We start from the raw sequence: 26,784 nt of genomic DNA, 5'->3' as shown, positions 1-26,784 counted from the left end.
TCCGGCGTGCGGGCGTCATGCCGGGCTCCCCGCCGCCACCAGTTGGTCACGGAGGTCACGCACGATCGCGGCCGAGTTCTCATCGCCCTTCGAAGCGAACAGGAACTCCGCCTCATCGAACCGCCCCCGTGCATCGTCAAGGAGTCCGAGATGGGCAAGCGCATTCCCCTGGTTCGAGAGCACCCGGGCGCGCCCGAGAGCGTCCTTCTTCGGCGATCGGGTGCGTAGCACCACTTCGTAGAGGTCCACAGCTTCCATGAGGTTGTCACGCTGGCGCGCAGACGGCGCATAGACCAACGCATTGGCGAGATTCAGACGAGCGCTGGCCCATTCCTCGGCGTCGTCTTTCTCATCGAGCAGTCGGGCCGCCGTGCGCAGGGACTGGATCGCGATCCCCACACGCAGCATGTCGGCATCCGACATGACGGGCGCCGCCAGGTACGCAGTGCCGAGGTTGAGATGTACGCGGGCGAACAGGGGCCGGTTCTCGCCCTCATCAAGGTGCCGGAGCGCCTCGGTGTAGCCCTGGATCGCTTCGGTGAGAGAGCGCCGCCCCTCGATCGCCATCCCGTGGACAAGGCCCGCGCGGTGGTACAGGGCTTCGGCGTACGCGGCGCGGAGGTCGGTGCCCTTCAGCAGCGCGACTGCCTCGTCGGCATCGGCAAGATTGTGTCCACGACCGGCGAGTTCGCTGAGGATGACGCCCGCGAACGCGGGAGCGACGCCGCGGACGTGGTCGGCGGCGTCGCGTAGACATTCGACAGCCTCGTTCTCGTCGCCGTCATCGAGCGCATGGGCTGCCTGCGCGGTGAGGATCAGTGCGGCAACCTCGCCGGTGGAGCTGCCGACCTCGGGCGGGATGCTGGTCTGCCCGAGCGTGAAGGCGACATGGTCGACGAGCGGCCGCCACTGGTCCCCGAGCGCGGCAGTGACATCGGTTCGCGCAATGCTGTCGGGGTCGACGACGAAGAGGTTGTAGCGGTCGACGGGACGGTCGGATGCCGCGAAGACCGCGGCAGCATCCTCGACTCGTCCCTCGTAAGCCAGACGCACCCCTTCGAGCGCGGCGGGCCAGCTCTCGGGCAGGTGACCGGCAAGCAGCGACTGCCGCGCGGCATCCGTGTCATCGCCGGCGATCAGCAGCAGACCGGCCGGCAGGGCGAACGCCCCGAGGGGCTGTGGGCGGTCGATCTCGGTCATCGGGAACCCTCTTCGGTGATGGTCAGACGGCGACGCTTTCGCGACCATTGTGCTCCCACGAAACCCACCGGGTAGTCATCGGCGAGCGCTTCGCGCAGGAGGACACTGCGATCGCCCGCGACATTGCGCTGCTTGAGCATCAGTCCACCGGATGCGGCCACACCGACCGGCATCACCACGATCTCGCCGGTGGGTGCACGAAGGGCGGCGATCCGGTCATCCGGAAAGTTGGCGCGGGCGAAGTCCGCGGGAAGGCGCAGGTGCCCCTCGGGAGTGAACTCGACGGTGACCTGCTCGACGTCCTCACTCATCGGTCTGCTCCTCGAGCGCGGCGATGCGCTCACGCACGATCCCGAGCGCCCGTTCGATTGCCGCGTCCACGGCGGGGCTCAGGGGTGCACCGAAGGCGAAGGAACCGCCCTCGATGAGCAGAACATCGATGTCGTCCGGCATGAGCGGCCCCAAGAGCCACCGACCGAACGCGATCGCGTGATCCCACCGGAAGTCATGGCTTCCCATCGCACCGGCGGGAGGGAGTTCCGCGACGACGTCTCCGGGAACGGCGAACAGGGTCCCGGGCTCGGCGCCGGTACTGGACGCATCGATGATGAGGACCCGGTCGGCGTGACGCATCTCGAACGCGACGCCCATCCCGCTGGTGCCCCCGTCGGCAATCCGAACCGTCTCCGGCACAGGCCCGGCCTCCCACAGCCGTCTGATCAGGACTGGACCTGCCGCGTCGTCCCCACGCAGGATGTTCCCGCATCCGATGATCAACAGCTCGACGCGCGAACTCTCGTCACCGTCGTCGATCAACCGCCACGGCTCGACCGCCTCGTCGGTATGAACGGCCGCGCCCGCCTTCACCTCTTGTCCCTCGCTCAACACATGTTGTTGATGACGAACGACGACATCTCTCGCCCCGTCTTGCCGTCGTACGCGTGCACCGTGCACACGAGGCATGCGTCGAAGCTACGGGTGACATGGCCGAGCTCGACAGGGTCTTCCAGGTCGTAGACGGGAGCCCCGATCAGCGCCTTCTCGATCGGTCCGACGACGGCATCCTTATCGCGCGGCCCGATGTTCCACGCGCTCGGAGTGATGACGTTGTAGTTCGCGATCTTGCCGTCCTCGATGACGATCCAGTCCTGCAGCGCGCCGCGGGCAGCCTCCGTGCCGCCGTAACCGCGCGCCGACACCGGGTCGGTGGGCTCGGCGAAGAACGAGCCGTGCAGATCGATCTGGTTCAGCCAGTTCTTCACGAGCTTGTAGTACTTCGCGGCCTCGTGCATGCGCGCGAGCTGCCGCACCAGGACCGAGGGTCCCTTCTTGGCCATGACGTCAGTGAACAGCGGGTCGTAGTCCTGGAAGTCCTTCGTCTGGGGCTTGCCTGCCACGACCTGCCGCGCGAGCGGTCCGGCTTCCAGCGGCAGCCGGCCGACCCCGGGCACGTCATAGCGCGGAGCCTTGGCGAACGAGTACTTGTCTTGCTTGGCACCGAGCTCGGGGTCGATCGCGTTCTGCTCGCCGTCGAAGGGATGCACGACGTCATCCCCGCGATAGAAGGAGTGCGCGACATCCTCACTCACCCGCGCCTGGTCGTACTCGTGGTGCGCGCCGTTCGCGTACACACCCGACCGCACGACGAGTGCATCGTTACGTCCCTCGATCGTGGGGTGATCGTAGGATGCAGGGTCGAAGTACGTGCCGGCGGCGATGTAGTTGCCCCAACCCTGTCCGTACAGGTCGAGCCCGATGTCCAAGGCGTAGCGGATGAAGAACCCGCAGTCAGAGTCGCGGTGGGCGTCGCTCTCGTCGACCCAGGCCAGGATGTCTTCCCACGTCTTGTTCTCGAGCCACCGGTCGACGGTGCAGCCGAGCCACTGCTTCTCGAGCCACGCGTTCTTCCAGTTGTCAAGGATCGCGTGCGAGCGGGTCACGTCACTGAGGGTCGGAGCGCCCATGATGCCGCCGGGAACCATGAAGGACGAGTGCGGCCACTGGCCGCCGAAGATCGCGTAGATTTCGACGGGCTTCTGGCTGAGCACGACGCCCGGCTGGTAGCTCGTGCCGACGTAGGCCGAGAACCTCCGGCAGGCCTCGTCGTAGAGGGGCGAGTTCTTGTACTTCTCGTGCGTGAGGTCGATCGCGAAGATCGCGTAGAAGTAGCGCGGAATCGACTGCAGGGTCTCGACCGCCTGCCCGATGTTGCGAACGAGCGTCGCGTTGTGGGGGACGAACGTCTGGAACGCGGTATCCAACGCGTAGCACGCCTTGTAGAGGTGGCTGCCGCCGCAGATCCCGCAGATGCGGGGCGTCATGATCAGGCCCGCGCGCATGTCCTTGCCCCGCAGGATCGTTTCGAACCCGCGGAACATCATGGCCTGCGTCCAGGCATCCGTCACGACACCGTCTTCGATGGTGACGCGCACGTCCAGGTCGCCCTCGACGCGGCCGAGGGGGCTGACGTGCAGATCGACGGTAGAACTCATGTGCTGGGCCTTTCGGGCTAGACGACGAACATGTCTTCTTTGGACCACTTGGGGGCGGAGATCCGCGCCGCGGCAGCCATGGCCATGTAGGTGACGTGGTCCTCTCCGGGCGGGAGATCCTTCGGGATGGCGCCGGCGATCAGCTGCGTCTTGAAGACGGAGCCCGGCATGAGGTCTGCGAACGGGAACTCGGGCTCCGTGCACCCGAGGCACGGCATGCCCGCGCGGGTCTTGGAGGACTGGCGGTTCCACAGGATGCGGTTGCACGGCGCGTGGGTCATCGGCCCGCGGCATCCGAATTCGTAGAACAGACATCCGGTGCGCGTGCCCTCACCGAAGCTCATCGTGGACTGCTTGAACTCGAAGAAGGTGTTGCGGGTGCAGCCGTTGTGCACGAACTGGGTGAAGAAGGTCTGGGGCCTGTTCAGGTCATCCAGTGCGATGTCTCCGACGCGGCCCGTGGCCAGCGCAACGATGATCTGCGTGATCCAGTCGGGGTGGGCGGGGCAGCCGGGGATGTTGATGACGGGAAGTCCCGACTTGCTGCGCCAGTCGGCACCGAGGAATCCACCCTTGGCCTTGCGGTGGAACTGCAGTCCTGTCGAGTCGCTCGGGTTGGGTGCGACGGCGGGAAGCCCACCGAAGCACGCGCAGTCGCCGATGGCCACGACGATGGATGCCGCCTCGGCGAGCTCGGTCACCCAGTCCTTCATGGGGCGGTCGGCGAACATGTCGAAGCGGCCCGTGCCGTCGGGGCCTTCGATCACGGTCCCTTCGAACACGAAGATGTCGAGCGGCCGCTTGCCCTCGGCGCAGTCTTTGAAGATCTTCTGGGCCTTGACGCCCATCTCGAGGCCGAGGGTGGGGTGCCAAAGCACCTCGAGCCCGAAGTCGACGATGAGATCGACAACGCTCGGCTCATCCGCGTTGAGGAACGACATCGTGTTCCCCGAACACGCCCCGCCCTGCAACCACAGCACGCTGGTCATGCCTGCTCTCCTTCCGTTGCGGTGGCCTCTCCCTCTTCACGGAGGGAGCGCCCGAGTTCCTTGACGATCCGCAGCGCGAAGGCAAGCCCTCGCCTGACGTCCGGATCGCGGGTCATGCCGCTGATCGCGATGATGCTCGGCGGCTTCTGCTCAGCCTCGGCCTGCGCCTGCTCGGTGGCGCGACTCACGCCGCCGGCCAGCCGCGTCAGCAGATCAAGCAGTGCTGGGTCAAGCAGGCCCGAGGACCCGATCTTCTCGACGAGGTCGGCATCAGCGACGTGCTCGAGAACCGGAATCGCCTGGTCGGCGACCTTCAGGAGGGCGGGGCCCGCCGCAACGGCGCGCTTTCCGACCGGACTCTCGGTGACCATCGCCACGGCTTCGTGGTAGCTGGTCGCGACGTTCTCGACGATGTTGTCGGAGTGCGCGAAGAAGCCGCCCACGACATCGAGGAGCCCCGCGACGAGTTCCGCATTGTCGAGGAGGTGATTGAGGGCGGCAACCGTTTCGGGATCGCCGAGCCGTTGGCGAAGGCGCTCTGCCTCGATGTCGGCACCGGTGATCATCTTCGCGTCGTCCGGCGAGAGCACAGTGCTCATACGGCGTCCTCCGATCGGGACACTCCGCGACGAGGTGCCCTGGCACGAATGTAGACCCGGCCCGTGTTGCGTAGCATCCGGAAAGCGCAGGGTTTATCCTCAGAGCGATCCTCTGGAGGCCACATGGTTCGTCCCCTCCGCACGCCGCCAGCGCTGGCAAGTGCCCCGTCGGTGCGTACTGACGATCCGCGGCGTCTGGCCGCAGAACTCGGGGAACTCCTGGGCGAGGGCACCGTCGCCGTCCACGACAACCGCGCGAGCCTGGACGGTGCACTGTTCACGCGAAGCTTCGACACGATCTCGCTGGGGTACCTGGATATCGGCACTCCGACCACCATCGACATCCCCGTCGCCACCGACGCCGTCACGGTCTGCATGAACCAGGGCGGAGCGCTCACGGCGCGCGTGGACGGGGTCACGGTGCACACGACGACGGTTCAGGCGATCGTGCTCTCACCGCGCGCCGCGGTGCGGCTGGAGATGACGCCCGATTCCCCGCAGCTCCTCGTCCGCCTCGAGCGGCACGCCGTGGAAGCCGCCGTGGCTCGCACCCTCGGCCGACGTGTCAGCGAACCACTGCGATTCGAGCCGTTGTTCGATCTGAGCTCTCCCGAAAGCATCAGATGGAGCATCGCGGTGCAGCTGCTGAGCACCGAGTCCATGACCGATTCGTCGCTGCTGTCCCTGCCGCTCGGTCGACAGAGCATCGCCGACCTCCTGGTCGCGTCCCTGCTCCTCCTGCAGCCCTCGAACTACTCCACCTCGCTGAGGCGGCAGGCAACCCCGGGACTCATGGTCGATGCGATGGCTTACATCGAACAGCACCTGGCCGAGCCGTTCTCGCTGGCAGCTCTTGCCCAGGCGGTGCATGTCTCCCCGCGCCATCTGCAGCAGACCTTCCGTGACCGCCTGGGCACAACGCCGTCAGGCTACGTTCGCGACCAGCGACTGCAGCGGGTGCGCATCGATCTGACGGATGCCGACCCGAGGCGTGGCGCGACAGTGGCGGGGATCGCCCAACGGTGGGGGTTTACCCACGCCGGCCGGTTCGCGAATGAGTACCGCGACCGCTTCGGAGAATCGCCCTCGCGCACCCTTCGCGGCGCCTGAGCACGCGGGTGCGTTCCGCGGGAGCGCCGATTGGATCTAGGGTGAGGGCATCCCCACCGGTGGGGTCGGAGGGCCGGATGCACGAGCTGTCGTTGTGCCGATCGATCGCGGCGATCGCTGAGCGGTCGAGCGCGGGCCGCCCCGTGCTCTCGATCCAGCTCGATGTCGGTCAGCTGCGCCAAGTGGTGCCCGAGACACTCGTGTACTGCTGGGGCATTGTGTGCGAGAACTCGTCGTCGCTGGCTGGATCTCGGCTCGAGGTGACCTCGATCCCGGCCATCGTCACGTGCCGCGAGTGCACCACAGACTCGACGATCGAGGGAGTGCCGATCCTCGTCTGCGCGTCATGCGGAAGTGGATCGGTGGTCGTACGATCTGGGGAGGAATTCCTCGTCCGGTCAATGGAGGTCGGCGAAAAGGAAGGGAAGACCGATGGGTCGCTTTCACCGCCACGATGACGGCACCGTGCACGCTCACGATCACCACCATGATGGGCATTCGCACACGCATGACGACCACGACCACCCGCATGATCACGAGCACGACGACCACATCGGTGATCACTCCGGCTACGAGACGGGCGCCGAACGCATCGACGTGTTGGAGCGGATCTTCAGCGAGAACGATGCTGCGGCTGATCGCAACCGCAGCGCTCTGGATGCCGCATCCGTCGTCTCGATCAACCTGATGTCCTCTCCCGGCGCCGGCAAGACCACCCTCCTGGAGCGGACGCTCGCCGAGTTGGAGGGACGCGTGCGCGTCGGGATCGTGGAGGGCGACATCGAGACCGCCCTCGACGCCGATCGACTCGACGGCTACGGGGCACAGATCTCGCTGCTGAACACCGGAAACGGGTTCGGCGGCGAGTGCCACCTTGACGCACCGATGGTCGACCGGGCTCTGCGGGGACTCGAGCTCGAGAACCTGGACCTCGTCGTGATCGAGAACGTCGGCAACCTCGTCTGCCCCGCAGAGTTCGACACCGGGGCTCACCATCGCGCCATGGTCGCCTCCGTCACCGAGGGCGAGGACAAGCCCCTGAAGTACCCGGTGATGTTCCGGTCGGTGGACGTGGTCGTCGTCAACAAGACCGACCTCCTGCCCTACCTCGACTTCGACCTCGACCTGTTCCTCGCGAACGTCCGTGCCGTGAACCCGACAGCCCGGATCATCCTCACGAGCGCGAAGGCAGGCGACGGCCTCGCCGACTGGTTCTCCTGGATCTCGGAGATCACCACGTCGGCCACCGCTCCCGCCCGGGGCTGAACCCGGCGCGGGAGGCCTCAGGCGATCTCGCCGGCGGCGACGACCTCGGCAAGGCCCGCGACGCGTGACAGGTGGTAGACCCCGTAGGCGTCGGCTTCACGGATGCGGCGCGCATCGGCATCCGTCTGCGCGTCGTGCGCGAGGGTTGCCGCGACCATCCGCGCGTGCATCAGTCCACCGGCAACGAAACCCAGGAGCATGAGGTACGGGACGCTGACGGCATAGGCGTCGCGCGTCATCCCGAACGCGATCAGCTGTGCCGTCGCCTCCGCAGCGGATGCACGGGCCCGCTCGAGTCGCCCCGCGACGCGCGCCGCCACCGGGTGATCGAACGCCTGGAGGGCGGCGATCGCCTCCGAGACCTCGTCCAGAACCCGAGCCACGGTCGTGCCACCGTCTCGGATGACCTTGCGGCCGATCAGGTCGTTGGACTGGATGGCTGTGGTGCCCTCGTAGATCGGCATGATCCGGGCATCGCGGTAGTGCTGGGGCGCGCCGGACTCCTCGATGAAGCCCATGCCGCCGTGCACCTGAATCGCGTCAGACGTGATTCGCAGGGCCTCTTCGGTGGTCCACCCCTTGAAGATCGGGACGAACAGTTCGGCCAGGCGCAGGCTGTCGGCATCCGTCGCCCGGTCGAACAGCTCGCCCACGTAGACGCCGAGGGCGCGCATCGCACTGATCTCGCTCGCCATCGACAGCAGGAGGCGACGGACGTCGGGGTGCTCGGCGATCGGGGTGCCTGCCGGGCGATCCAGCACGGGCCCCTGGAGGCGCTCCTGCGCGTACGCGTACGCGCGCTGATAGGCGCGGTCGCTGATTCCCGTCGCCTGGAGCCCCATGCCGACACGTGCCGAGTTCATCATGACGAACATGCCGGCAAGACCACCGTGCAGTTCGCCGACGAGGAAGCCGGTAGCTCCCTCGTACTCGAGGACGCAGGTCGGGCTGCCGTGGATGCCGAGCTTGTGCTCGACCGAGACGGTCGTGATCGCGTTGCGTTCCCCCGGGTTGCCTGACGCGTCGGGGAGGAACTTCGGGGCGACGAACAACGAAATCCCCTTCGAGCCCGCGGGGGCATCCGGCGTACGAGCGAGCACGAGGTGGACGATGTTCTCGGCGACGTCGTGGTCGCCCCACGTGATGAAGATCTTCTGACCCTTGATCGACCACGTGCCGTCGTCGTTCGGCGTCGCCATGGTGCGGATCGCGCCGAGGTCGGTCCCGGCCTGCGGCTCCGTGAGGTTCATCGTGCCGGTCCACTCGCCGCTGACGAGCCGCGTGAGGTATTGCTCACGCAGGTCGTCGGAGGCATAGGCATCCAGGGCGTGGATCGCGCCGGTGTTGAGAGCGCTACACAGCGCAAACGCGGTGTTAGCCGCGTTCCACATCTCGCCGAGTCCCGCCTGCACGAGCGCAGGCAGCCCATCGCCGCCGGCAGACTCGGGCGCTTCGGCGGTGATCCAGCCCGCCTCGACCATCGCACGATAGGCCTCGCGGAACCCGGCTGGCGTCTTCGCCTGACCGTCGATGACCGTGACTCCCTCGCGGTCGCCGGATGCGTTCAGCGGCGCCAGCACCTCGGATGCGAGCTCCCCCGCCGCGGAGAGCGCGTCAACGGCATCCTCTGCCGAGAGGGCACCCTCCGTGGCGCGCGCCACGAGATCGGTGCCGAATGCCTCAGCGAACAGGAACGCGTAGTCATCGACGGGAGGAACGTATGCGGAGGTGTCAGCCATGACGAGCTCGCTTTCAAACGTGGGACTGCGACTCATCATAGATGACACTGCGTCTCATCGCGCGTGCGGCATCCGTCCCGCCCTGCTAAAGGATGCCGCGCTCCATGGCTACCGTCACGGCGTGGGTTCGGTCGGCAACCTCGAGCTTGTCGAAGATCTTCAGCAGATGGGTCTTAACAGTCGACTCACCAATGCCAAGGTCTGTGCCGATGAGCTTGTTACTGCGACCGCGAGCGACGAGCCGCAAGACATCGACCTCGCGCCGCGTGAGGGTGACGGATGCCGCGGGCTCACGCATCCGTGACACCAGGCGCGCCGCCACGGCCGGGGACAACGCGGTCTGCCCCGTCGCGACCAGGCGGATGCCCGCGACGATCTCGTCTTGCGGAGCGGCTTTGAGGAGGTAGCCAGCGGCGCCTGCCTCGATCGCCGCCAGGATCTGATCGTCACTCTCATACGTCGTGAGGATGAGCACGCGCGGCGCATCCGAGCCCGCGGCGACGATGCTCGCGGTCGCCGAAACACCGTCGAGCACCGGCATCCGCAGATCCATGAGCACGACATCCGGCTTCTCGCGTGCTGCCAGCTCGACCGCCTGGGCGCCGTCGGCCGCCTGACCGACGACCTCGAATCCCTCCTCATCGGCAAAGAGGCCGGCAAGGCCCGCGCGCACGACGGGATGGTCATCGGCGATCAGGAGTCGGATCATGCCGCGACTCCGGCCGGTGGGAGCAGGATGGTCAGCGTCGCGCCGCGTCCGGGTGCCGATTCAACCTCGACGTCCCCTCCCGCGAGTGTCGCGCGGTCGCTGATGCCATCCAGACCGAATCCGGTGCGAGCGGCTGACGGGTCGAAGCCGACTCCATCGTCGCGGACGGTCATGCGCATCCCGTCACCGTCGGGGGCGACAGTCACCGATACCACGGTCGCCCGCGCGTGCTTGCGAACATTCGCGAGAGCTTCTTGCAGACAGCGCAGCAGCACGACCTGCTGCTCGCGATCGAGATCCACGCCGGCTGCGACCTCGACGTCGATCGCGAGGCCGACCTCTGCCCGGAAGCGCGCGGCCAAACGCTCAATCGCTGCCGCCAGAGCGTCATCGGCGGGAACGGCGGCCATCCGCGCCACGAGCGCGCGGGACTCGGCGAGCGCCTCGCGTGCAGCCTGCTCGATCGTCGCGATCGTTTCGGTCGCAGCATCCGTTCGCCCGTCCCGCGCCTGCCTGCCCGCACGCTCGCTCAACAGGACGAGACCGGCGAGAGTCTGAGCGAGCGTGTCGTGGATGTCGCGAGCGATCCGTTCCCGCTCCTCCGCCGCACCCCGATCACGGCTGAGCGCCTCGACCTGAGACTGAGCCTCAGTCAGCTCCGTCACCAGGCGCGCCCGCTCCTGTCCGTACTCGGCGATGCTCGAAATCCACAGGCCGAGAGCGGTCGCAAAGACGACGGCCAGCCCCCCGGAGAGGATGCCCTCCCAGAACGACTCCATCGTGAAACCGCCGTGAGCCACGAATCCGATGAAGACACCGAAACCGATCGCGATGGATCCGAGAACGCCCCCTCGTCGGGTGTCGACCGAGACCCATACGAGGGGATACGCGAGAGTCTGCAGCATCGCCATGAACGGGGCGGCGGTAACGCCGACTCCGATGGAAATGGTCAGGAGGATGACGAACACGACGGCCAGCGGCGTGCTGCTGCGCTGCCGGAGCCGCCGACCGAAGCCGAAGTAGGCGATGACCAGAAGCGCTGCGGACGCCGCGACCAGCATCCGATCGAGACCGTCGAGTTCCGACAGGATCAGGATGGGCGCGACGATCGCGGCTGCCACGATCGGGACGACGACATCCCACCATCGCGATTCACTCATCACCGCCCCCTCTCCGGCGTCACGCGTAACCGCCCCAGGCTACGCGTCGCGTCGGATCCATCGGAAGGTGAGGCGGCTGATGATGAGGCCCACGACGAGCCAGATCAGCAGAGCGATCGCGACACCGCCGAGGTCCCACGCACCGCTCTGCTCGAGGGTCGCGTACTCCGGTGGCAGGAAGACCGCCCGCATGCCCTTGGCCATCCACGCCAGCGGGAAGAGGTTCGCGACGTTTTGCAGCCACTCGGGCAGCAGCCAGAAGAACATGTAGACGCCCGAGATGAACTGCAGGACGAGGGCCACGGGGATGACGACGGCCGAGGCACTCCGGGCGCTGCGGGGGATGGCCGAGATGGCGATTCCGAGGAACGCCGAGGTCGCCAGGCCCAGGACGAACACCCACGCGAAGGTGAGCCAAGACTCGACGTCGGACGGCAGCGGCACGCCCAGCACGAGCCCCGCGAACGCGAGCAAGACGGCTGCCTGCACCGTGCCGGTCACCAGCACCTGACCGATCTTGCCGATGAAGTAGCTCACCGGCGACAGCGGCGTCCCGCCGAGTCGCTTCAGGGTGCCGTCGTGCCGCTCGAGAGCGATGTCGATCGCGAGGTTCTGCAGGCCCGACAGCAGCACACCGGCCGCGAGCATGCCCGGAAGGTACATCTGTGCTGCCGAGAGGGCTGGCAGTCCCTGCCCGTAGCTCTGATCGCCGTCGCCGCCGAAGACGGTGCTGAAGAGGGCGAGCATCAGGATCGGGAAGAGGAACGTGAAGAAGATCGTCTCGGGCGAGCGGGTGTAGCCGCGGATCTCGAACCCGATACGACGGATGCCGTGGCGTACCGCGTGCATCGGGCTGAGCCGGGCCGGAGCGAGGGTGAGAGCGGTCATGACAGTGTCTCCGGAATCTCAGAGGTGGGTGAGGAGGATGCCGGGGCGACCGCCTCGTCCGGGGTGGCCGCGGCGTCAGGGTCCACCATGCCGAGGTAGATGTCTTCCAGGGTGGGACGGCGGATCTCGAGCTCGTCGGGCTCGCCGCCGAGGCGTTCGGCAAGTGACCGGGCAAAAGCCCAGGGCGCGGGGGTGCTCTCGGTGTGCAGCGTCCCGCCTTCGCGCCACGTGACGCGCGGCATCCGGGCGTCCTCGCCGCCGAACGTCGCGATCGGCCCGATCGCTTGGAGGGTTCCCCGATCAATCACCGCGACCCGATCGGCCAACTGCGCCGCCTCATCGAGGTAGTGCGTCGTGAGCAGGATCGTGGTGCCCTCGTCCTGGAGCCTGCGGATGAGACTCCAGAACTCCCGGCGAGCCTGCGGGTCGAATCCGGTGGTGGGCTCGTCGAGAAAGAGGAGTTCGGGGTTTCCGATGATCCCGAGCGCGACATCCACACGCCGTTGCTGCCCGCCGGAGAGCTTCGAGATGCGCGTGTTCGCCTTCTCTTCGAGTCCTACTGCCGCAATCACCTCTTCGACGTCCCGCGGCCGCGGGTAGTAGCCCGCGAACTGCCGCAACTGCTCGCGCACCGTGAAGGCTCCTGCCTGGCCGGTCGTCTGCAGCACAATGCCCAGCCGCGCCTTCCACGCCAAGCCCGCGTGCCCGGGATCATCCCCCAGCACCGTCACGTCGCCGCTCGTGCGACGGCGGTATCCCTCGAGGATCTCAACGGTGGTGGACTTGCCGGCACCGTTGGGGCCGAGCAGGGCGAAGGTCTCACCGCGGATGATGTCGAACGACACGTCGTCGACGGCAGCCCGCGATCCGTAGGTCTTGCGCAGGTTCCGCACCCGCACGGCAGCGTTTTCCATGCCTCCAGCCTGCCGCCGGCGCGGCGGCGGCAACAGGGGCCGATGGTTCGGTGCGGCATCCCCCATTCGGTGGATGCCGCGCCCCCTCCGCCCGGCTGGCGAGGCATCCGGATGCCGCTCATCTGCCCCGACTACGATGTGTTTCTGTGACCGAACGTGCTCCCCTGTCTCGCAAACTGTCCGCTATCGCCGAGTCCGCGACCCTGAAGGTCGACGCGAAGGCAAAGGCGCTCCAGGCTGCGGGTCGGCCGGTCATCAGCTACGCGGCGGGAGAACCGGATTTCGCGACACCGCAGTTCATCGTGGATGCCGCGGCCGAGGCGCTACGCGACCCCAAGAACTTCCGCTACACGCCGGCGGCTGGGCTCCCCGATCTGCGGCAGGCGATCGCCGAGAAGACCCGCAGCGACTCGGGAATCGAGGTCTCGCCCGCCCAGGTGATCGTGACCAACGGCGGCAAGCAGGCCGTCTACCAGGCCTTCCAAGCAGTCGTGAACCCGGGCGACGAGGTGCTCCTGCCCGCGCCGTACTGGACCACGTACCCCGAAGCGATCCAGCTTGCTGACGGCATCCCGGTCGAGGTGTTCGCCGGCGCCGACCAGGACTACAAGGTGACTGTCGAGCAGCTGGAGGCGGCGCGCACGGAGCGCACGACGACGCTCGTATTCGTCTCGCCATCCAACCCCACCGGATCGGTGTACACCGAGGAGGAGACCCGCGCGATCGGCGAGTGGGCCCTGGCGCACGGCATCTGGGTCATCACCGACGAGATCTATCAGCACCTGGTCTACGACGGCGCTACGGCGGTCTCGATCGTGCAGGCTGTGCCGGAGCTCGCGGGGCAGACGATCCTGGTCAACGGTGTCGCGAAGACGTATGCGATGACGGGATGGCGGGTGGGCTGGATGGTCGGTCCCGCCGACGCGATGAAGCTCGCGGCCAACCTGCAGTCGCATCTCTCCAGCAACGTCAACAACATCGCCCAGCGAGCAGCGATCGCAGCGCTCACCGGCCCCCAGGACGAGGCCGAGCAGATGCGACAGGCCTTCGACCGCCGTCGTCGGGTCATCGTCGAGGAGCTGGCGAAGATTCCCGGGGTCACGGTTCCGACTCCCCTCGGCGCGTTCTACGCCTACCCCGACGTCCAGGGTCTGCTGGGGCGCGAGTGGCGCGGCAAGCGCGTCGAGACCTCGTTGGAGCTTGCCGACCTCATCCTCGATGAGATCGAGGTGGCAGTCGTTCCGGGCGAGGCCTTCGGACCGAGCGGGTACCTCCGGATGTCGTACGCGCTCGGCGATGACGCGCTACTCGAGGGCGTGCGACGGATGCAGGGGCTGTTCTCCTAGCGAGTTCACTAGCCCTGCGGGTCATCCCCGCCCCTGCGGCGTGGTCGCAACGGCGCATCCCTTTCCCGACACCCCGGGCGCAAGCACGACACACCGGGGTGTCGGCGAATCCCTGCGCCGTTGCGACCGGACCGACGGACCGATGAGCCGCCCCGGCTGCCGGAACCTGGGGTCCTACAGGTCGACGCCGACGAGGACCGGCTCGGGCTGCAGGATCAGTCCGAACTCGGCCTGCACCCGCCCCTGGATGAAGCGGGCGAGCTCGGCGATCTCGGCGGCTGTCGCGCCCGCGTGGTTGGTCAGCGCCAGCGCGTGCTTGCTCGAGAGGGCCGCGCGCGAACGCGGCAGGTGAAAACCCTTGCGGATGCCGGAATGCTCGATGAGCCACGCGGCACTGACCTTGACATCCGGGTCGTCGACCTCAGCCGGGGGGATGTACCCGTCGAACGTGTCGAGTGGGATGATCCGCACCGGCTCCGAGGTCGCATCGGCGCCGTCGGGACGAACCGGCCACCGCGGGCACTCGGGCGGCAGCGTTCGTGCGAAGGATGCCGACACGACGGCATTCTGGAAGAAGGAGCCGGCACTGTACGTGTCGGGATCGGCGTCATCGAGCACCATGCCCTTGCGGGCGCGCGTTGCCAGAACGTGATCGCGCACCCACTGCAGGGTGACGGCGTCATCCTCTTCCAGGCCCAGGGCCTGCCGGAGCTGCGCGCCGCGCAGCCGTCGCGGCGCCGGGCCGACCTCGAGCAGATCGAGCGTGACCGACAGGATGACGGCACGCCGAAGCGGCTCGGAGCCGTGGTGATGTTTGAGGACCGACGTGCGGAAGCCAAGCCCCAGTTCTGCGGCGGGAACTGTCGACACCTCGCCCGTGCTCTCGTCGATCAACTCGACCTCAACGAGGGTCTGCACGATCTCTTGACCGTAGGCGCCGACGTTCTGCACGGGAGCCGCACCGACAGTGCCCGGGATGCCTGACATCGCGGCGATCCCCGACAGCCCCTCGGCCACCGTGTACGCAACGAGATCATCCCAGTCGTGGCCGGCCTGGATGCGTAGCCGTGCCACCTGCGGCGCCGGCGCGGGCAACCGCTCGATGCCGCGGGTCAGGATGCGGATCACGGTGCCCTCGAAGGGTTCATCGCCGACGAACAGGTTCGATCCGCCGCCGAGGACGAACCACGGCTCCCCCGTCGCCCAGGTGTCTCGCAGCGCCGCGATCAGCTCATCCCGATCGTGGGCTTCCCACATCCGGGCGGGCTCGCCCCCGGTGCGCAGCGTGGTCAGGCTCGACAGCGGCCTGGGTGCGATCTCGGGCATCAGCCTCGGCGAGCGCGCAGGCGCGCCTTGCCCAGCACGGCGGTGTCGGCGGCGGTCACGCTCAGCTCGATGGTCACGGAATCCTCGTCGAGCGCGAAGACCTTGCCCTGAACCGCGACGTCGGCTCCGGCATCCGGGTCGACGACGACGGGCCGGGTGAAGCGGACGCCGTACTCGAGGATGCGGCCGGCATCGCCGAGCCAGGGCACGACGGTTTCGGCGGCCAGCCCCATCGTCAGCATCCCGTGGGCGAGCACGCCAGGAAGACCGACGGATGCCGCGACGTCATCGCGGTAGTGAATCGGATTGAAGTCGCCGGATGCTCCCGCATAGCGCACGAGGGACTCGCGGGTGAGGTGCACCGTGCGCTCGGCCACAATGTCACCGACAGCGAGGTCGGAAGAGTCGATCGTGTGCGCGCTCATTCGTCGTCCCCTCCCACCAGCAGCACAGAGGTGGCCGTGACGACGTGTGCGTCATCGGCATCCGTGATGGTGGCTTCGCTCGTGACCATCGCGCCCTTACCGAACGGACGCACCTGCGTGACGGCGAGGGTGGCAACCAGCTCGTCACCGGCGACGATCGGACGCGTGTAGGCGAAACGCTGCTCGGCGTGGATGAGGCGGTGCAGCTCGATTCCGGAGTCCGGCTCCGCGAGCAGCTGCTGCAGCGTGAGGTCTTGAATGACCATCGCAAAGGTCGGCGGGGCAACGACATCGGCGTATCCGAGCGCCTGGGCAGCGTCGGGGTCGGTGTGCTGCGGGTCGTCAGCGAACACAGCTCTCGCGAACTCCCGGACCTTCTCTCGTCCCACCAGATACGGGGCGGTCGGCGGGAAGTCCCGCCCGACCAGTTCAGGGTTCACAGGCACCAGCCCATCCTACCGAGCGAGGGCGAAGCGTCCTGGGGCGGCGGTCGACGGGTCAATTCCGGGCGGATGCCGCGACGCGGTCCCACCACTGCCGGGATGCCGCGCGCAGCCGTGGCAGGCGAGCGGCCGCCTCATCACGAATGGCGGCGGTGTCGGCGACAAGCGTCTCGAGCCGGCGCGGCGCGTCCGGCAGCTCGTCGAGATCGAGCACGCCGGTCTGACCCCAGTGTCCGAGTGCTCCCCCGAGTTTGATGCGCGTGTACTGGTCGGCAGACAACGCGAGCACGGGCGTGCCGGCCGGCGCTGCGAAGACAGCGGGGTGATAGCGGCCCGTGATGAGCAGGTCGGCACCGTGCACGAGCGCTGCCGCCTCACGGGACGTTCCGGTGGGGATGACGGTCGAGGGCTCCGACATCCGCTGCCTGATCCTCTCGTGCAGCGCTGCGTCGCCCCGTGCGGGCGCGGCGGGATCGAGCGGCCCGAAGTGTGCGTGGAACAAGACACGCCCGACGGTTCGTGCTGCAGCATCCGCGAGCTCGGCAATGTGCTGCTCGACCTGGTCGGCTGGTCGCCCCGCGAACCAGCCCGACAGACTCACGACGACTCCCCCGCGCGGCGCTGACTCACCGGCCTCCCCCTCTGTGCCGAGGCCGGGGCCGAGGAAGGATGCGTCGTCGACATTCAGGGTCGCGCTCAGTCCCCAGGAGTCGACGAGAGCGGCAGTGTCAGGCTCTCGCACGCCGACGAGAACCGCCTCGCGCAGCATCCGTGCCACCACTGCGTCATCGGGTGCGTCGAGGTCGGGGCCGAGGGTCTGCCCCGTGACCACGACCGGCACTCCCTGTGCACGAGCCAGGCGTGCCAGGGTGGTGCGTTCGAACACGTGGCTATGCCAGCGGGTCGCGAGATTCCCGCCGCCCGCATTGACGAGCAACCGCGCCGCCTCGAGCGCCTTGAAGACCTCGACTGCCGGGTCGTCCGGCGAGAGCTCAGCCGAGCCCGCGGCTACCGCGAGAAGGTGGTCGGCGCGCCGCGCGGCGTCGGCACGGTCGAGCCCCGCGAACCCGAGCCGCGGAAGTGCCGGGATGCCGTAGCGTGCCGCCGTTTCGGGGGGATTCGAGCTCACCCCGATGGGCGAGAGACCGCGCTCAGAGAGCTCACCCACGGCGACCTCGAACATCGCCTCGTCGCCGATATGGAACATGCCATCGAGCACGCCGACGTCACCGATGATGAGAACAGACACGGGCTTCTCCAGCATTGCCAGGACGAGGGAAGACGCCACAGATCGGTGGCGTTGTCAACCCTAAGGGGATGTGGCACAGCGTTCGCGTTCGGGCAGTACGATCACCCTGTCCGGGTGGCGGCGCCGGGACGCGCGAGGAAAGGACCGCCATGGGGATTCAGGCAGCGATGGACCGGGTGACCGGCGCCGCAACCGTCGTCGAGGCGTTGCGTGCTGCCGACGATCTGGCGTTCGAGGCAGGCCGCGATCCGGGCGTGCGTACGCTCCGGGTGCTCTCGGCAGCCCTGGCCGGAACCGACGACATCGCCGCGATTGCCGCGGTGCACGCCCTGTCGGAGATGTTCGACGAGCAGGCAGCGGCGCGCCTGGTCTCGCTGCTCGATGACCCCCGCCCCTTCATCCACGAACACGCAGCCTGGGCGCTCGGCCAGGGGCTGCCGCGGTTCTCGGCGATCGCACGCCTGATCGCGCTGGTCGGGCGCGGTGGGTTCACCGGGATGCTCGCGCAGCGCACGCTCGAGAAGTGGTCGGTCGCCGCGGGAGACGTGCTGGCGGTCGCGCTGGAGTCGGTGCTGGCCGTATCGACTGAGGCGACGGCTGCCGCGGGCCGGGCCCGCCTGGTCGAGACCCTCGGACTCGTACGCCAGTCGTCCGCGACGCGCACGCTGCTGACCATTGCCCGCACCGACACAGAAGCCGTGGAGGTGCGCGAAGCCGCCGTCGCGGCGCTGGGTCAGCGCTCGGGCGAACCCGGGGTGCGGCGTGCGCTCGAGGACCTTGTCACTGCCGATGGACCCCTGTCTGACCACGCACGGTTGGCCGTCATCGACCTCGAGCCGGCTCTCGCTCACCCCACCCGCGACACCTCGAGCGGACTCACCGTCGCCCAGCTCTTCCTGCACGCCGATATCGACCCGTCGCTGAGCGCCGCGGGGGCCGGGGATAACGGCGGGATTGCCACCCTCCTGGTGCGCCTGGGCGACGCCCTCACTCACGAGCCCGGCGCCGTCGAGCGCGTGCTGACACTCTCGCGCGGCTCGATCTCGCAGGCGACAGCTGACCTCCTCGATGTCGCCTCCCAGAGCAGGGGGCACGTCTACGGCCATGTTCCGCTCGCGGCGCGCCCCACGCCGTCGGCTGCAGCATGGCCTCTGCGTGTGCGGGCACGGCGCGGCATCCGTCGTCTCCTGCGCGCGGCGGGCCACATCGACGTGCTGCACCTGCGGATGGCCGACGTCGGGTCGCTCGCCGCCGCCGACGTCGCGCGCGAACTCGGCATCCCGACGGTCTTCACCCTCGCACCCGACCCCCACGCGGTCATCCAGTCACTCGACCGGGCGGGAACCCTCACGCGCGAGAACTTCGGCGACACCGACCTCGCCGAGCACTTCTGGTTCCGCACGAGTCTGGTGCGTTCGCTTGCCGGCTCCGCCTCGCACAGCGTGCTGTTCCCGCGCCAGAACCTTGCCGACGACATCCGATCACTGGTCGGCGTCGACATCGACAGCGTCCCCGAAAGGCACACGATCGTCGCCGAGGGTGTCGACCTTGAGGTCGTCGATCGATCCGTCGCCCTCGTGTCGGGAGGGGCGACGGATGCCGATCCCGCGCTGCGCGAGCTTGCCGACCTGGTCGGGGCTTTGCCGCCGGATCGGCGTGATCTGCCGCTGATCGTCAGCGTCGGCCGCATGCACCGCGTGAAGGGAATGGCGACGCTCGCCGAGACGTGGGCCGGCAGCGCGCTGTCCGAGCGCGCGAATCTGCTCATCATCGGCGGTGACCTCGAGAACCCCTCGCTGGATGAGCGCGAGCAGCTCGACCGCATCGAGGTCGCGGTTCCCTCCGCCGAGCGCGCGGCACGCGGCCTCATCCTCGCCGGACACCGCCCCAACGATGTCGCAGCCCGCTGGGTGGCTGCAGCCCGGCTTGGGATCCCCGGCAGAGTGGCCGGGCGCGGGGTGTACGTGTGCGCGAGCATCAAAGAAGAGTTCGGCATCGCCCTGCTGGAGGCCCTCGCGACGGGACTTGTTGTCGTCGCCCCCGACGGTGGCGGACCCGCGACCTATGTGGCCGACCAGGACACCGGGTTTCTCACCGCGACCTGGGATGTCCACGCGCTGGCGGAGGCGACCCACCGCGCGCTGGACCGCGCGGCCCTGGCCGACCCCGCGATCGCCGAGCGAGCTCGAGCGATGGTCGCCGAGAGGTTCACGATCCAGGCCATGGCGGCAGCGCTCGCTCCGGTGTATCGGCAGGTCGCCGAGCAGGAGGCCGAGCTCGTGCGGGCGGCGGGCGTCGCATGACGCTGCTGGTCGTCAGTCCCGATTACGCCTCGCACCTGCTTCCCCTCGCAACACTCGCGACTGCGTGGCAGCAGCGCGGCGAAGAGGTCGTCGTCGCGACCGGCCCCGCGACCGATCCCATCGTGAAGCGCTTCGGCTATCGGCGGGTCGATCTGCCGCTTGGTCGCGGCGCCAACGCGGGAATCATCCGCACGGCGCAGCAGCAGGCTGACGAGGCGGCGTCTCTGGAGGGGTTCTTCGCCGCCACACGTCGCGGGATGATCCCCACGCTCCTTTATCAAGCCCGGGAGCGCCTCACCGACCTCATGTGGCAGCCCGAGGATAGTGCCCGGGCAACCCTCGCGGTGATCGAGGATGTCGCACCCGACGCGATCCTCGTCGATCACCTTGCGTTCAGCGCTCGCCTCGCGCTCCATACGGCAGGCATCCCCTACGGCGACGTGGTGCTCGGCCATCCGAGCGCCCTGCCGGTTGCCGGTGAGGTCTATGGCTTCCCTCCGGCGTGGCCGGCATCCTTCTCTCCTGACCCCGACGAGCTGCGTACGCTCCGGGACGTCTGCGTGGAAGTCTCGGCGCGGTTCACGGCGCAGTGGAACGAGGTAGCACAGCGACTGGATGCCGGATCGCGCGGCGTCGACGATGCATTCGCTACCCACGGCGAGCGCGTGCTCTACAACTATCCCGGTGAGCTTGCCCGCACCGATGGGAGGGCGCTGCCCCCGCACGTCTTTCTCGGTTCGACTCGGCGGACCGAGCCCGAGGATGACGCGGTGGCAGCATGGCTCGCCGTCGATGAACCGTTCGTCTACGTCAGCTTCGGCAGCTTCCTATCCGTTCGCGGCGACGTGCTCGCGCGCGTCGCCGAGGCACTGCGCCGCGTCGGCGTCCGCGCAGCGATCTCGACGGGGGCCACTGACCCGGCCGAGCTCGGCACGATCCCGGAAGGCTGGCTCGTGCGCGAGTACCTGCCGCAGGTGCGCCTACTCGATCACGCCACAGCTGCCGTCACCCACGGCGGCAACAACTCCGTCACCGAAGCGGTCGGAGCTGGCGTGCCGCTCCTGGTGCTCCCGTTTTCGACCGACCAGTTCGCGGGGGCGGCGGCGATCGAGCGCGAGGATGTCGGACGCAGCCTCGACCCGAATGCGGCAAGCGCCGAGGATCTCGCGTCGGCTCTCGTGGCCATCCTGGATCCGGACTGGGCGGGTCGAAGGACTCTCACCGCGATCCGTGCCGATCAACTCGCCGGTCCGGGCCCCGAGCGGGCCTACCGGGCGCTCGCCGACGCGACGTCAGCCGAGCGATAGGCTCTCGTCCGCGAGGCCTACGAGCGCTGCCATCGCGGCTCGGTCGCCCGCGGCATCCCGGTACTGCTGCATCCGCGCGGCATTGGCCTCGTAGCCCGCGCCGGCACGGACCTCGCCGACGTGGTGAAGCGCGTACACCCGACCCTCGTGGCGGCGCGGCGGTTCACCGAGCAGGGTGTGATGGGCGAGGTTCCAGGCGGCATCCTCGAATCCCCACCCGCGGAACCCGGCATCCTGTCCCCCGTGGCGGGCCCACGTGCGCGGTGTCGCGATGTACACGCCCGAGCAGGCACCCGACACGAACTGCTCGACGGTGCACTCGGGTAGCGGCACGCCCCGCGCATAGTCGGCGGAGCCCGTCGCGCCGAGCCACCGGTACTCCGTATACGGAAGGTGCACGACGCCACTGGTCGCCGCTGCGCGGATCGCCTCGCGCAGCGGCTGAACCTCGGGGATCGTGTCGGCATCACCGATCACGACGACCTCGTCGGGGTCGGCATCCGCCATCGCCTGGTTTCGACAGGCTGCCAGGACGAACGGAACGTCACCGGTGTCGACGGTCGTCAGCGGCACCTCGGGGAGATTCTCCCGATACCAGGCGACCACACGCTCGAACGCATCGATGCGCGACGGCGCCGGGCGCCACGGCAAGACGATTCGGGCAGGCGGCAGAACATCGTCGGGGGTGAGAGAATCCACTCCACCATCATGGGGCCGCCAAGGAGACGCCATGCCCGAACTGTTCAACTACTTCGACCACGTCGAACTGCCGACTCCGACCCTCGGCGTCGACGAGGTCGAAAGGCTCTGCACGCTGGCCTTTGGCATCGACGTCGTCGCGATTCCTCTCGGGAGCCAGCAGGACCAGAACTTCCGCCTGTTCCCGCGAGACTCCGACGTGCCGTTCGGCGTCCTCAAGCTCAGCAATCCGGTGTTCAGCGAGACCGAAATCCGGATGCAGGATGAGGCGACGAATGCTGTCGCGATGGTCGAGCCTTCCCTACGGGTTCCTCGCGTCCTCTCGGGACCTCGGGGGGCTCTCTGGGCCTGGTGGGACAGCTCGCAGGGGCGCATTCACGCTCGCGTGCTGGAGAACATCTCCGGTCACACCCTGACCGGGTCGCGCTACCTTCCCCCCACTGTCATCGAACGCCTCGGAGACCTTGCGGGGCGGGTCAGCGCCGCACTCGGAAGCTTCGAGCATCCCGCGAGCAGCCGCACCCTGCAGTGGGATCTGCGTCATGCACGCAGGGTCATCGACGCCCTGCTGCCTGATGAGCCGGATGCCGAGGTTCGCGCCGCGATAGATCAGGCGGTGAGCGAGGCCAGCGCGGCGCTCGATCGGGTCGAATCCCGCCTTCCTCTGCAGGTAGGGCACTTCGACATCACTGACGACAACGTGCTGCGCGGCGAGGGCGAGCTCCTCCCCGACGCCGTGATCGACTTCGGCGACGTGATGCGCTCGTGGCGCGTCGCCGAAATTGCGGTCACGGCATCCTGCGTACTGCACCACGATGGCGCAGAACCGATGTCGGTCATTCCCGCGATTCGTGCCTTCCACGCACGGTGCCCCCTCACCGACGACGAGATCACGGCGCTGTGGCCACTCATCATCGTGCGCGGAGCGACTCTCGTGCTGAGCGGGCGCGCCCAGGTGCGCCTCGACGACGCGAACGACTACGCGGCTGACGCGCTCGATCGTGAGCGCCGGATCTTCGATGTGGCAACCTCGGTGCCGGCATCCGTCATGACTGCGGCGATACGTAGGGCGCTGGATCCCGACAGCTCCGCGCCGACCCGGGCATGGGAGGGCGCTCCCGTGGTCACGCTCCCGGCTGAGGCTGTCGTTCTCGATGCCGGCACCGTCTCACCCGTGAACGATCGGGGCGTCTGGCTCGACCCGGAGGCGCTCGACCGGGCGGCGCTGAGCACGCTGGATGCCGGCGCCGGCGCGGTCGTCGTTCCTGCGTGGCATTCGATGCTGAGCGGGGCGCCGCTTCGAACCCCGACGGCGCCGGCGACAATCCCCACCGGCACGACGCTCTGGCTGGCCGAGCCGCTCGCGCTCGGTCGAGACGATGGCGAGTGGACAGGCGGCGCCGGGACGCTCACCTGGCGTTGCGGCGACGAGGTCGTCACGATCACCGGCGTTCCCGACGGCTCGGATGCTGCGCTTCCGGCACGCACGCGCCTGTTCGTGCAACGCCACGCGGCGGGGGACGAACTCCCACCTCCGCGGGTATCCGCGGCCCTCGCCGAGGCCTGGCGCGACGTGACCGGCGATATTTCCAACGCGCTCGGGATGGCGCCGGCGCTCCCGCGCGGGGACGATATTCTCGCTCGTCGCCACGGAGTCCTGGCAGAGGTTCAGGAGCACTATTACGACACGCCACCGAGGATCGAGCGCGGATGGCGGGAGTATCTGATCGACGTCGACGGTCGGGTCTACCTCGACATGGTCAACAACGTCGCTTCGGTGGGACATGCGCATCCCCGCGTCGCGGATGCGGCAACCCGACAGCTCAACCTGCTCAACACGAACTCTCGCTTCCACTACGGCGTGATCACCGAGTACGCCGAGCGCATCGCTCAGACGCTGCCCGCGGAGCTCGACACAGTCTTCTTCGTCAACTCGGGCTCGGAGGCAGCGGATCTCGCTCTTCGACTGGCGATGGCATCCACGGGCCGCACCGACATCGTCGCGATGCGCGAGGCCTACCACGGGTGGACCTTCGCGAGCGATGCCGTGTCGACGTCGATCGCCGACAACCCGAACGCGCTGGCCACGCGCCCGGAGTGGGTGCATACCGTGGCCGCCGCCAATCCCTACCGCGGCACGTATCGCGGCGACGAGGCCGAGCGGTACGGACCGGAAGCCGTTGCGGTGATCGATCACCTCGCCGCATCCGGACGCGCTCCCGCCGGGCTCATCTGCGAGACCTTCTTCGGAAACGCCGGGGGTGTCGCGCTACCGCCGGGGTATCTCGCGCAGGTCTACGAAGCTATTCGCCGACACGGTGGCCTCGCCATCGCCGACGAGGTGCAGGTGGGCTTCGGCCGGCTCGGCGAATGGTTCTGGGGGTTCGAGCAGCAGCGGGTCGTGCCCGATATCGTTGCGGTCGCGAAGTCGATCGGCGCAGGCCACCCCATCGGCGCCGTCATCACCCGCCGGGAGATCGCCGATCGGTACCGCACCCAGGGGTACTTCTTCTCATCGACCGGCGGCTCACCGGTCTCGGCGGCGATCGGCCTGGCTGTTCTCGATGTCATCGAGCAGGAGGGTCTGCAACAGAACGCGCGGGTCGTCGGAGCGCATCTGAAGCGACGTCTGGAACGCCTGGCTGAGTCCCACCCGATCGTGGGAGCAGTGCACGGCGCGGGCCTGTATCTCGGCGTCGAGTTCGTGCGTGACCGCATCACCCTGGAGCCGGCGACCGACGAGACCGCGGCAATCTGCGACAGACTGCTCACGCTCGGGGTGATCATGCAGCCCACCGGTGACTACCTGAACGTGCTGAAGATCAAACCCCCACTGTGCGTGTCACTCGAGTCGGTTGACTATTTCGTCGATTCGCTCGACCGGGTTCTCACCACGGGCTGGTGACGCTCGGCATCCGGCCGCTCAGGAACTGGAGCGCTGAGCGCGAATCGCCCGCAGCGCCATCTGCACCGCGATGAAGGCGATGAAGATCGAGAACAGCACGTTGCCGACGAACGGATCGACCAGCGTCGCGATCCAGGCGCCGAGCGCGGTCGTCGTGCACGCTGCGACACCGATGGCAATGGCCGCGGGCAGGTCGACGTTCTTGCGCCGGATGTTTCCGACGGTTCCAGAAATGGCCGTGGGGATCATCATCAGCAGAGAGGTGCCCTTGGCTTCGAGGTCGCTCGCCCCGAACAGGATCATGAGCACGGGAACGACCACAATGCCCCCGCCGACACCGAGAAGGCCCGCCAGGATGCCGGTGACCAGGCCCAGCACGATGAGGCCGATGACCGAGAGGATCGTGTACTCGATCTCTGCGTCCCGCGAGGGGATCACGAGGTACAGGCTGATGATCACGAGCACGAGGAACCCGACAAAGCCCCAGCGCAGCACCGGAAGAGGAAGTCGGTGCAGCAGCCACGTGCCGATCTGAGCACCGATGATCGCCCCAGCGGCGAGGATGATCGCGGCGATCCACGCCACAGAGCCGGTCATCGCATAGGAGACCACACCGACCGTTGCCGTCGGAACGATCGCCGCGAGCGAAGTGCCGGCAGCGAGTCGCTGATCGAACCCCAGAAAGAAGACCAGTGCGGGCACGATGACCGTGCCGCCACCGACGCCGAACAGACCCGACAACAGGCCCGCAGCCAAACCCACCAGAATCGCGACGATGTAGAAGCGCGCGGTGCGCGGCTGGGGTGTGGTGGTCATGTGCTCGCTCTCGTCGGCGCCGGAACGCCGGCCGTGCCAGCCTACTGGTCTGTGCTAGCTACTGGTCTGGGGCAGCCGCCCCGACGCGACGGGTTCGGGGCTACTCTACGCTCACGAGGTCGTAGATTGCCCAGCCGTCGTCATCCGGAACCACCGTGTATTCGTACTCGACGACTTCCCGTACACCCGGTTCGATCGGGTTGCCGTCCTGGTCGAAGTGCGCGATGTAGCTCTCTTGGGTTGCGACGGTGTACTCGTATTCCGGGCCACGGATGTCGGTCACGACGATCTCGTAGTCCGAGTACCACTCGGTGAAGGCGTCGGACTGACCCGTGAAGGTCGCGCAGTCCTTGATCTGCACGATCTCGCGCAGGCGCTCGGTCGTGACCCCGAGGAAGAGATCGCAGTCGGCGGTCTGCCAGGCCTCGTCGAACTCGTACACAGCCTCGACGGCGCCGCGTTCATCATCGTTCGTCGGTTCGACCGTGGCCGGCGCGCTCACCCGTCCAAAACCGAGGATCGCAAGCGGGATGAGCACCGCCGCGAGAACTACCGCAACGAGCATCGCGACACCGACGATCACCCAGATGATCCAGGTCCGGCTGCGCTGAGGGGCGGTGGCTGCCACGAAGATCCCCGATGGGGAGCCCTGGTCTGCCGGACCGCCGTCGGATGGAGCCGCGTCGCCTGCCGCCTCCGGCGATTGCAGAGAAAGCTCTGGCGTCGGCACCGTGCGCGGGCGCTGCCACGGGTCGGGCATTCCCTGCGGGTGCGGCTGCACATGCTCGGTCCACTGCTGGCCGTCCCACCATCGCAGGGCACCGTGGCCGTCGTCATACCAGCCGGGGGCAATCGCCGACATCCGCTCTCGTTCCTCGTCGCTCAGTGGTCGCCTTCAC

The 26,784-nt window shown here is 68.0% G+C and carries 25 protein-coding genes; 7 read left to right on the top strand and 18 right to left on the bottom strand.

From position 1 onward, the window contains the following. Window positions 1-15 precede the first annotated feature (15 nt). Genes AB0O89_RS06810 through AB0O89_RS06785 form a run of 6 tightly spaced genes read right to left on the bottom strand, consistent with a single transcriptional unit; the run spans window position 16 to window position 5,280 of the window. Window positions 16-1,200, bottom strand: coding sequence for a hypothetical protein (locus tag AB0O89_RS06810; RefSeq protein WP_363495470.1), 1,185 nt, complete (start codon window positions 1,198-1,200; stop codon window positions 16-18). Then, entirely contained in the window at window positions 1,197-1,511 is a 315-nt protein-coding gene (locus AB0O89_RS06805; RefSeq protein ID WP_363495467.1) for a hypothetical protein, read from the bottom strand. Before AB0O89_RS06805 ends, AB0O89_RS06810 begins: the two co-directional genes overlap by 4 nt. After that, the gene (locus tag AB0O89_RS06800) at window positions 1,504-2,067 is read right to left on the bottom strand and encodes a hydrogenase maturation protease (RefSeq protein WP_363495464.1); all 564 of its coding nucleotides are present in this window, start codon (window positions 2,065-2,067) and stop codon (window positions 1,504-1,506) included. The genes AB0O89_RS06805 and AB0O89_RS06800 overlap by 8 nt, the downstream gene beginning before the upstream one ends. A 14-nt stretch (window positions 2,068-2,081) precedes the next feature. After that, complete coding sequence (locus AB0O89_RS06795; RefSeq protein ID WP_341579929.1) at window positions 2,082-3,692, bottom strand: nickel-dependent hydrogenase large subunit; 1,611 nt, start codon at window positions 3,690-3,692, stop codon at window positions 2,082-2,084. 17 nt (window positions 3,693-3,709) lie between these two features. Then, a complete protein-coding gene (locus AB0O89_RS06790) occupies window positions 3,710-4,681 on the bottom strand; it encodes a hydrogenase (protein WP_363495460.1) in 972 nt (323 codons plus the stop codon). Beyond that, window positions 4,678-5,280, bottom strand: coding sequence for a DUF1641 domain-containing protein (locus tag AB0O89_RS06785; protein ID WP_363495457.1), 603 nt, complete (start codon window positions 5,278-5,280; stop codon window positions 4,678-4,680). Before AB0O89_RS06785 ends, AB0O89_RS06790 begins: the two co-directional genes overlap by 4 nt. Before the next feature lie 123 nt (window positions 5,281-5,403). Between AB0O89_RS06785 and AB0O89_RS06780 the strand changes: the two genes are divergently transcribed. From AB0O89_RS06780 to hypB, 3 genes are all read left to right on the top strand, one after another. Then, window positions 5,404-6,390 carry an AraC family transcriptional regulator gene (locus AB0O89_RS06780; protein WP_363495454.1) on the top strand — a complete coding sequence of 329 codons (987 nt, stop codon included), beginning with the start codon at window positions 5,404-5,406 and terminating at the stop codon, window positions 6,388-6,390. A gap of 77 nt (window positions 6,391-6,467) precedes the next feature. Next, a complete protein-coding gene (locus AB0O89_RS06775) occupies window positions 6,468-6,848 on the top strand; it encodes a hydrogenase maturation nickel metallochaperone HypA (protein ID WP_363495451.1) in 381 nt (126 codons plus the stop codon). Continuing rightward, entirely contained in the window at window positions 6,823-7,656 is an 834-nt protein-coding gene (gene hypB, locus AB0O89_RS06770; protein WP_363495448.1) for a hydrogenase nickel incorporation protein HypB, read from the top strand. The genes AB0O89_RS06775 and hypB overlap by 26 nt, the downstream gene beginning before the upstream one ends. Before the next feature lie 17 nt (window positions 7,657-7,673). Here hypB and AB0O89_RS06765 read toward each other — a convergent pair whose 3' ends face one another. From AB0O89_RS06765 to AB0O89_RS06745, 5 genes are all read right to left on the bottom strand, one after another. Then, the gene (locus tag AB0O89_RS06765; protein WP_363495445.1) at window positions 7,674-9,395 is read right to left on the bottom strand and encodes an acyl-CoA dehydrogenase; all 1,722 of its coding nucleotides are present in this window, start codon (window positions 9,393-9,395) and stop codon (window positions 7,674-7,676) included. 85 nt (window positions 9,396-9,480) lie between these two features. Further along, on the bottom strand, window positions 9,481-10,104 hold the full coding sequence (locus tag AB0O89_RS06760) for a response regulator transcription factor (protein WP_363495442.1): 624 nt from the start codon (window positions 10,102-10,104) through the stop codon (window positions 9,481-9,483). After that, complete coding sequence (locus AB0O89_RS06755; RefSeq protein WP_363495439.1) at window positions 10,101-11,264, bottom strand: sensor histidine kinase; 1,164 nt, start codon at window positions 11,262-11,264, stop codon at window positions 10,101-10,103. The genes AB0O89_RS06760 and AB0O89_RS06755 overlap by 4 nt, the downstream gene beginning before the upstream one ends. A 39-nt stretch (window positions 11,265-11,303) precedes the next feature. Next, window positions 11,304-12,152 carry an ABC transporter permease gene (locus AB0O89_RS06750; RefSeq protein ID WP_341579938.1) on the bottom strand — a complete coding sequence of 283 codons (849 nt, stop codon included), beginning with the start codon at window positions 12,150-12,152 and terminating at the stop codon, window positions 11,304-11,306. After that, the gene (locus AB0O89_RS06745) at window positions 12,149-13,066 is read right to left on the bottom strand and encodes an ABC transporter ATP-binding protein (RefSeq protein WP_363495435.1); all 918 of its coding nucleotides are present in this window, start codon (window positions 13,064-13,066) and stop codon (window positions 12,149-12,151) included. The genes AB0O89_RS06750 and AB0O89_RS06745 overlap by 4 nt, the downstream gene beginning before the upstream one ends. A 146-nt stretch (window positions 13,067-13,212) precedes the next feature. On the opposite strand from AB0O89_RS06745, the gene AB0O89_RS06740 reads away from it, so the two are divergent. After that, the gene (locus AB0O89_RS06740) at window positions 13,213-14,412 is read left to right on the top strand and encodes a pyridoxal phosphate-dependent aminotransferase (RefSeq protein ID WP_363495432.1); all 1,200 of its coding nucleotides are present in this window, start codon (window positions 13,213-13,215) and stop codon (window positions 14,410-14,412) included. A gap of 174 nt (window positions 14,413-14,586) precedes the next feature. Here the strand turns inward: AB0O89_RS06740 and AB0O89_RS06735 are convergent, their stop codons facing one another. The 4 genes from AB0O89_RS06735 to AB0O89_RS06720 are packed head-to-tail and all read right to left on the bottom strand — an operon-like array spanning window position 14,587 to window position 17,855. Then, window positions 14,587-15,738 (bottom strand): UDP-N-acetylmuramate dehydrogenase, encoded by a 1,152-nt coding sequence (locus AB0O89_RS06735; RefSeq protein ID WP_363495429.1) that lies wholly within the window; start codon window positions 15,736-15,738, stop codon window positions 14,587-14,589. Beyond that, window positions 15,738-16,163 carry a MaoC/PaaZ C-terminal domain-containing protein gene (locus AB0O89_RS06730; protein ID WP_363495426.1) on the bottom strand — a complete coding sequence of 142 codons (426 nt, stop codon included), beginning with the start codon at window positions 16,161-16,163 and terminating at the stop codon, window positions 15,738-15,740. Before AB0O89_RS06730 ends, AB0O89_RS06735 begins: the two co-directional genes overlap by 1 nt. Beyond that, window positions 16,160-16,609, bottom strand: a complete 450-nt coding sequence (locus AB0O89_RS06725) for a MaoC family dehydratase N-terminal domain-containing protein (RefSeq protein ID WP_363495423.1) — start codon at window positions 16,607-16,609, stop codon at window positions 16,160-16,162. Before AB0O89_RS06725 ends, AB0O89_RS06730 begins: the two co-directional genes overlap by 4 nt. Window positions 16,610-16,661: 52 nt before the next feature. Beyond that, a complete protein-coding gene (locus AB0O89_RS06720; protein ID WP_363495420.1) occupies window positions 16,662-17,855 on the bottom strand; it encodes a polysaccharide pyruvyl transferase family protein in 1,194 nt (397 codons plus the stop codon). A 149-nt stretch (window positions 17,856-18,004) separates the two neighbouring features. Between AB0O89_RS06720 and AB0O89_RS06715 the strand changes: the two genes are divergently transcribed. Together AB0O89_RS06715 and AB0O89_RS06710 are read left to right on the top strand one after the other, a co-directional pair. After that, window positions 18,005-20,158, top strand: coding sequence for a glycosyltransferase (locus AB0O89_RS06715; protein WP_363495417.1), 2,154 nt, complete (start codon window positions 18,005-18,007; stop codon window positions 20,156-20,158). Further along, window positions 20,155-21,465: a glycosyltransferase gene (locus AB0O89_RS06710; RefSeq protein WP_363495414.1), complete on the top strand. Its 1,311-nt coding sequence runs from the start codon at window positions 20,155-20,157 to the stop codon at window positions 21,463-21,465. The genes AB0O89_RS06715 and AB0O89_RS06710 overlap by 4 nt, the downstream gene beginning before the upstream one ends. Here AB0O89_RS06710 and AB0O89_RS06705 read toward each other — a convergent pair. After that, on the bottom strand, window positions 21,451-22,164 hold the full coding sequence (locus tag AB0O89_RS06705) for a hypothetical protein (RefSeq protein WP_300590924.1): 714 nt from the start codon (window positions 22,162-22,164) through the stop codon (window positions 21,451-21,453). The two genes, AB0O89_RS06710 and AB0O89_RS06705, sit on opposite strands and share 15 nt — an antisense overlap. A 31-nt stretch (window positions 22,165-22,195) precedes the next feature. Here AB0O89_RS06705 and AB0O89_RS06700 point away from each other — a divergent pair, with 31 nt between their 5' ends. Further along, a complete protein-coding gene (locus AB0O89_RS06700; RefSeq protein WP_363495411.1) occupies window positions 22,196-25,069 on the top strand; it encodes an aminotransferase in 2,874 nt (957 codons plus the stop codon). 18 nt (window positions 25,070-25,087) lie between these two features. Here AB0O89_RS06700 and AB0O89_RS06695 read toward each other — a convergent pair whose 3' ends face one another. Both AB0O89_RS06695 and AB0O89_RS06690 read right to left on the bottom strand, forming a co-directional pair. Further along, window positions 25,088-25,885 carry a sulfite exporter TauE/SafE family protein gene (locus AB0O89_RS06695; RefSeq protein WP_363495408.1) on the bottom strand — a complete coding sequence of 266 codons (798 nt, stop codon included), beginning with the start codon at window positions 25,883-25,885 and terminating at the stop codon, window positions 25,088-25,090. A 100-nt stretch (window positions 25,886-25,985) separates the two neighbouring features. Beyond that, on the bottom strand, window positions 25,986-26,747 hold the full coding sequence (locus tag AB0O89_RS06690; RefSeq protein WP_292709973.1) for a DUF2510 domain-containing protein: 762 nt from the start codon (window positions 26,745-26,747) through the stop codon (window positions 25,986-25,988). Window positions 26,748-26,784: the final 37 nt, after the last annotated feature.

The organism is Microbacterium sp. NPDC076895, assembly GCF_040687115.1.
Taxonomy (GTDB): Bacteria; Actinomycetota; Actinomycetes; order Actinomycetales; family Microbacteriaceae; genus Microbacterium.
The sequence above is the reverse complement of the archived record's forward strand: the minus strand, read 5'-3'. Positions and strand labels throughout refer to the sequence as shown.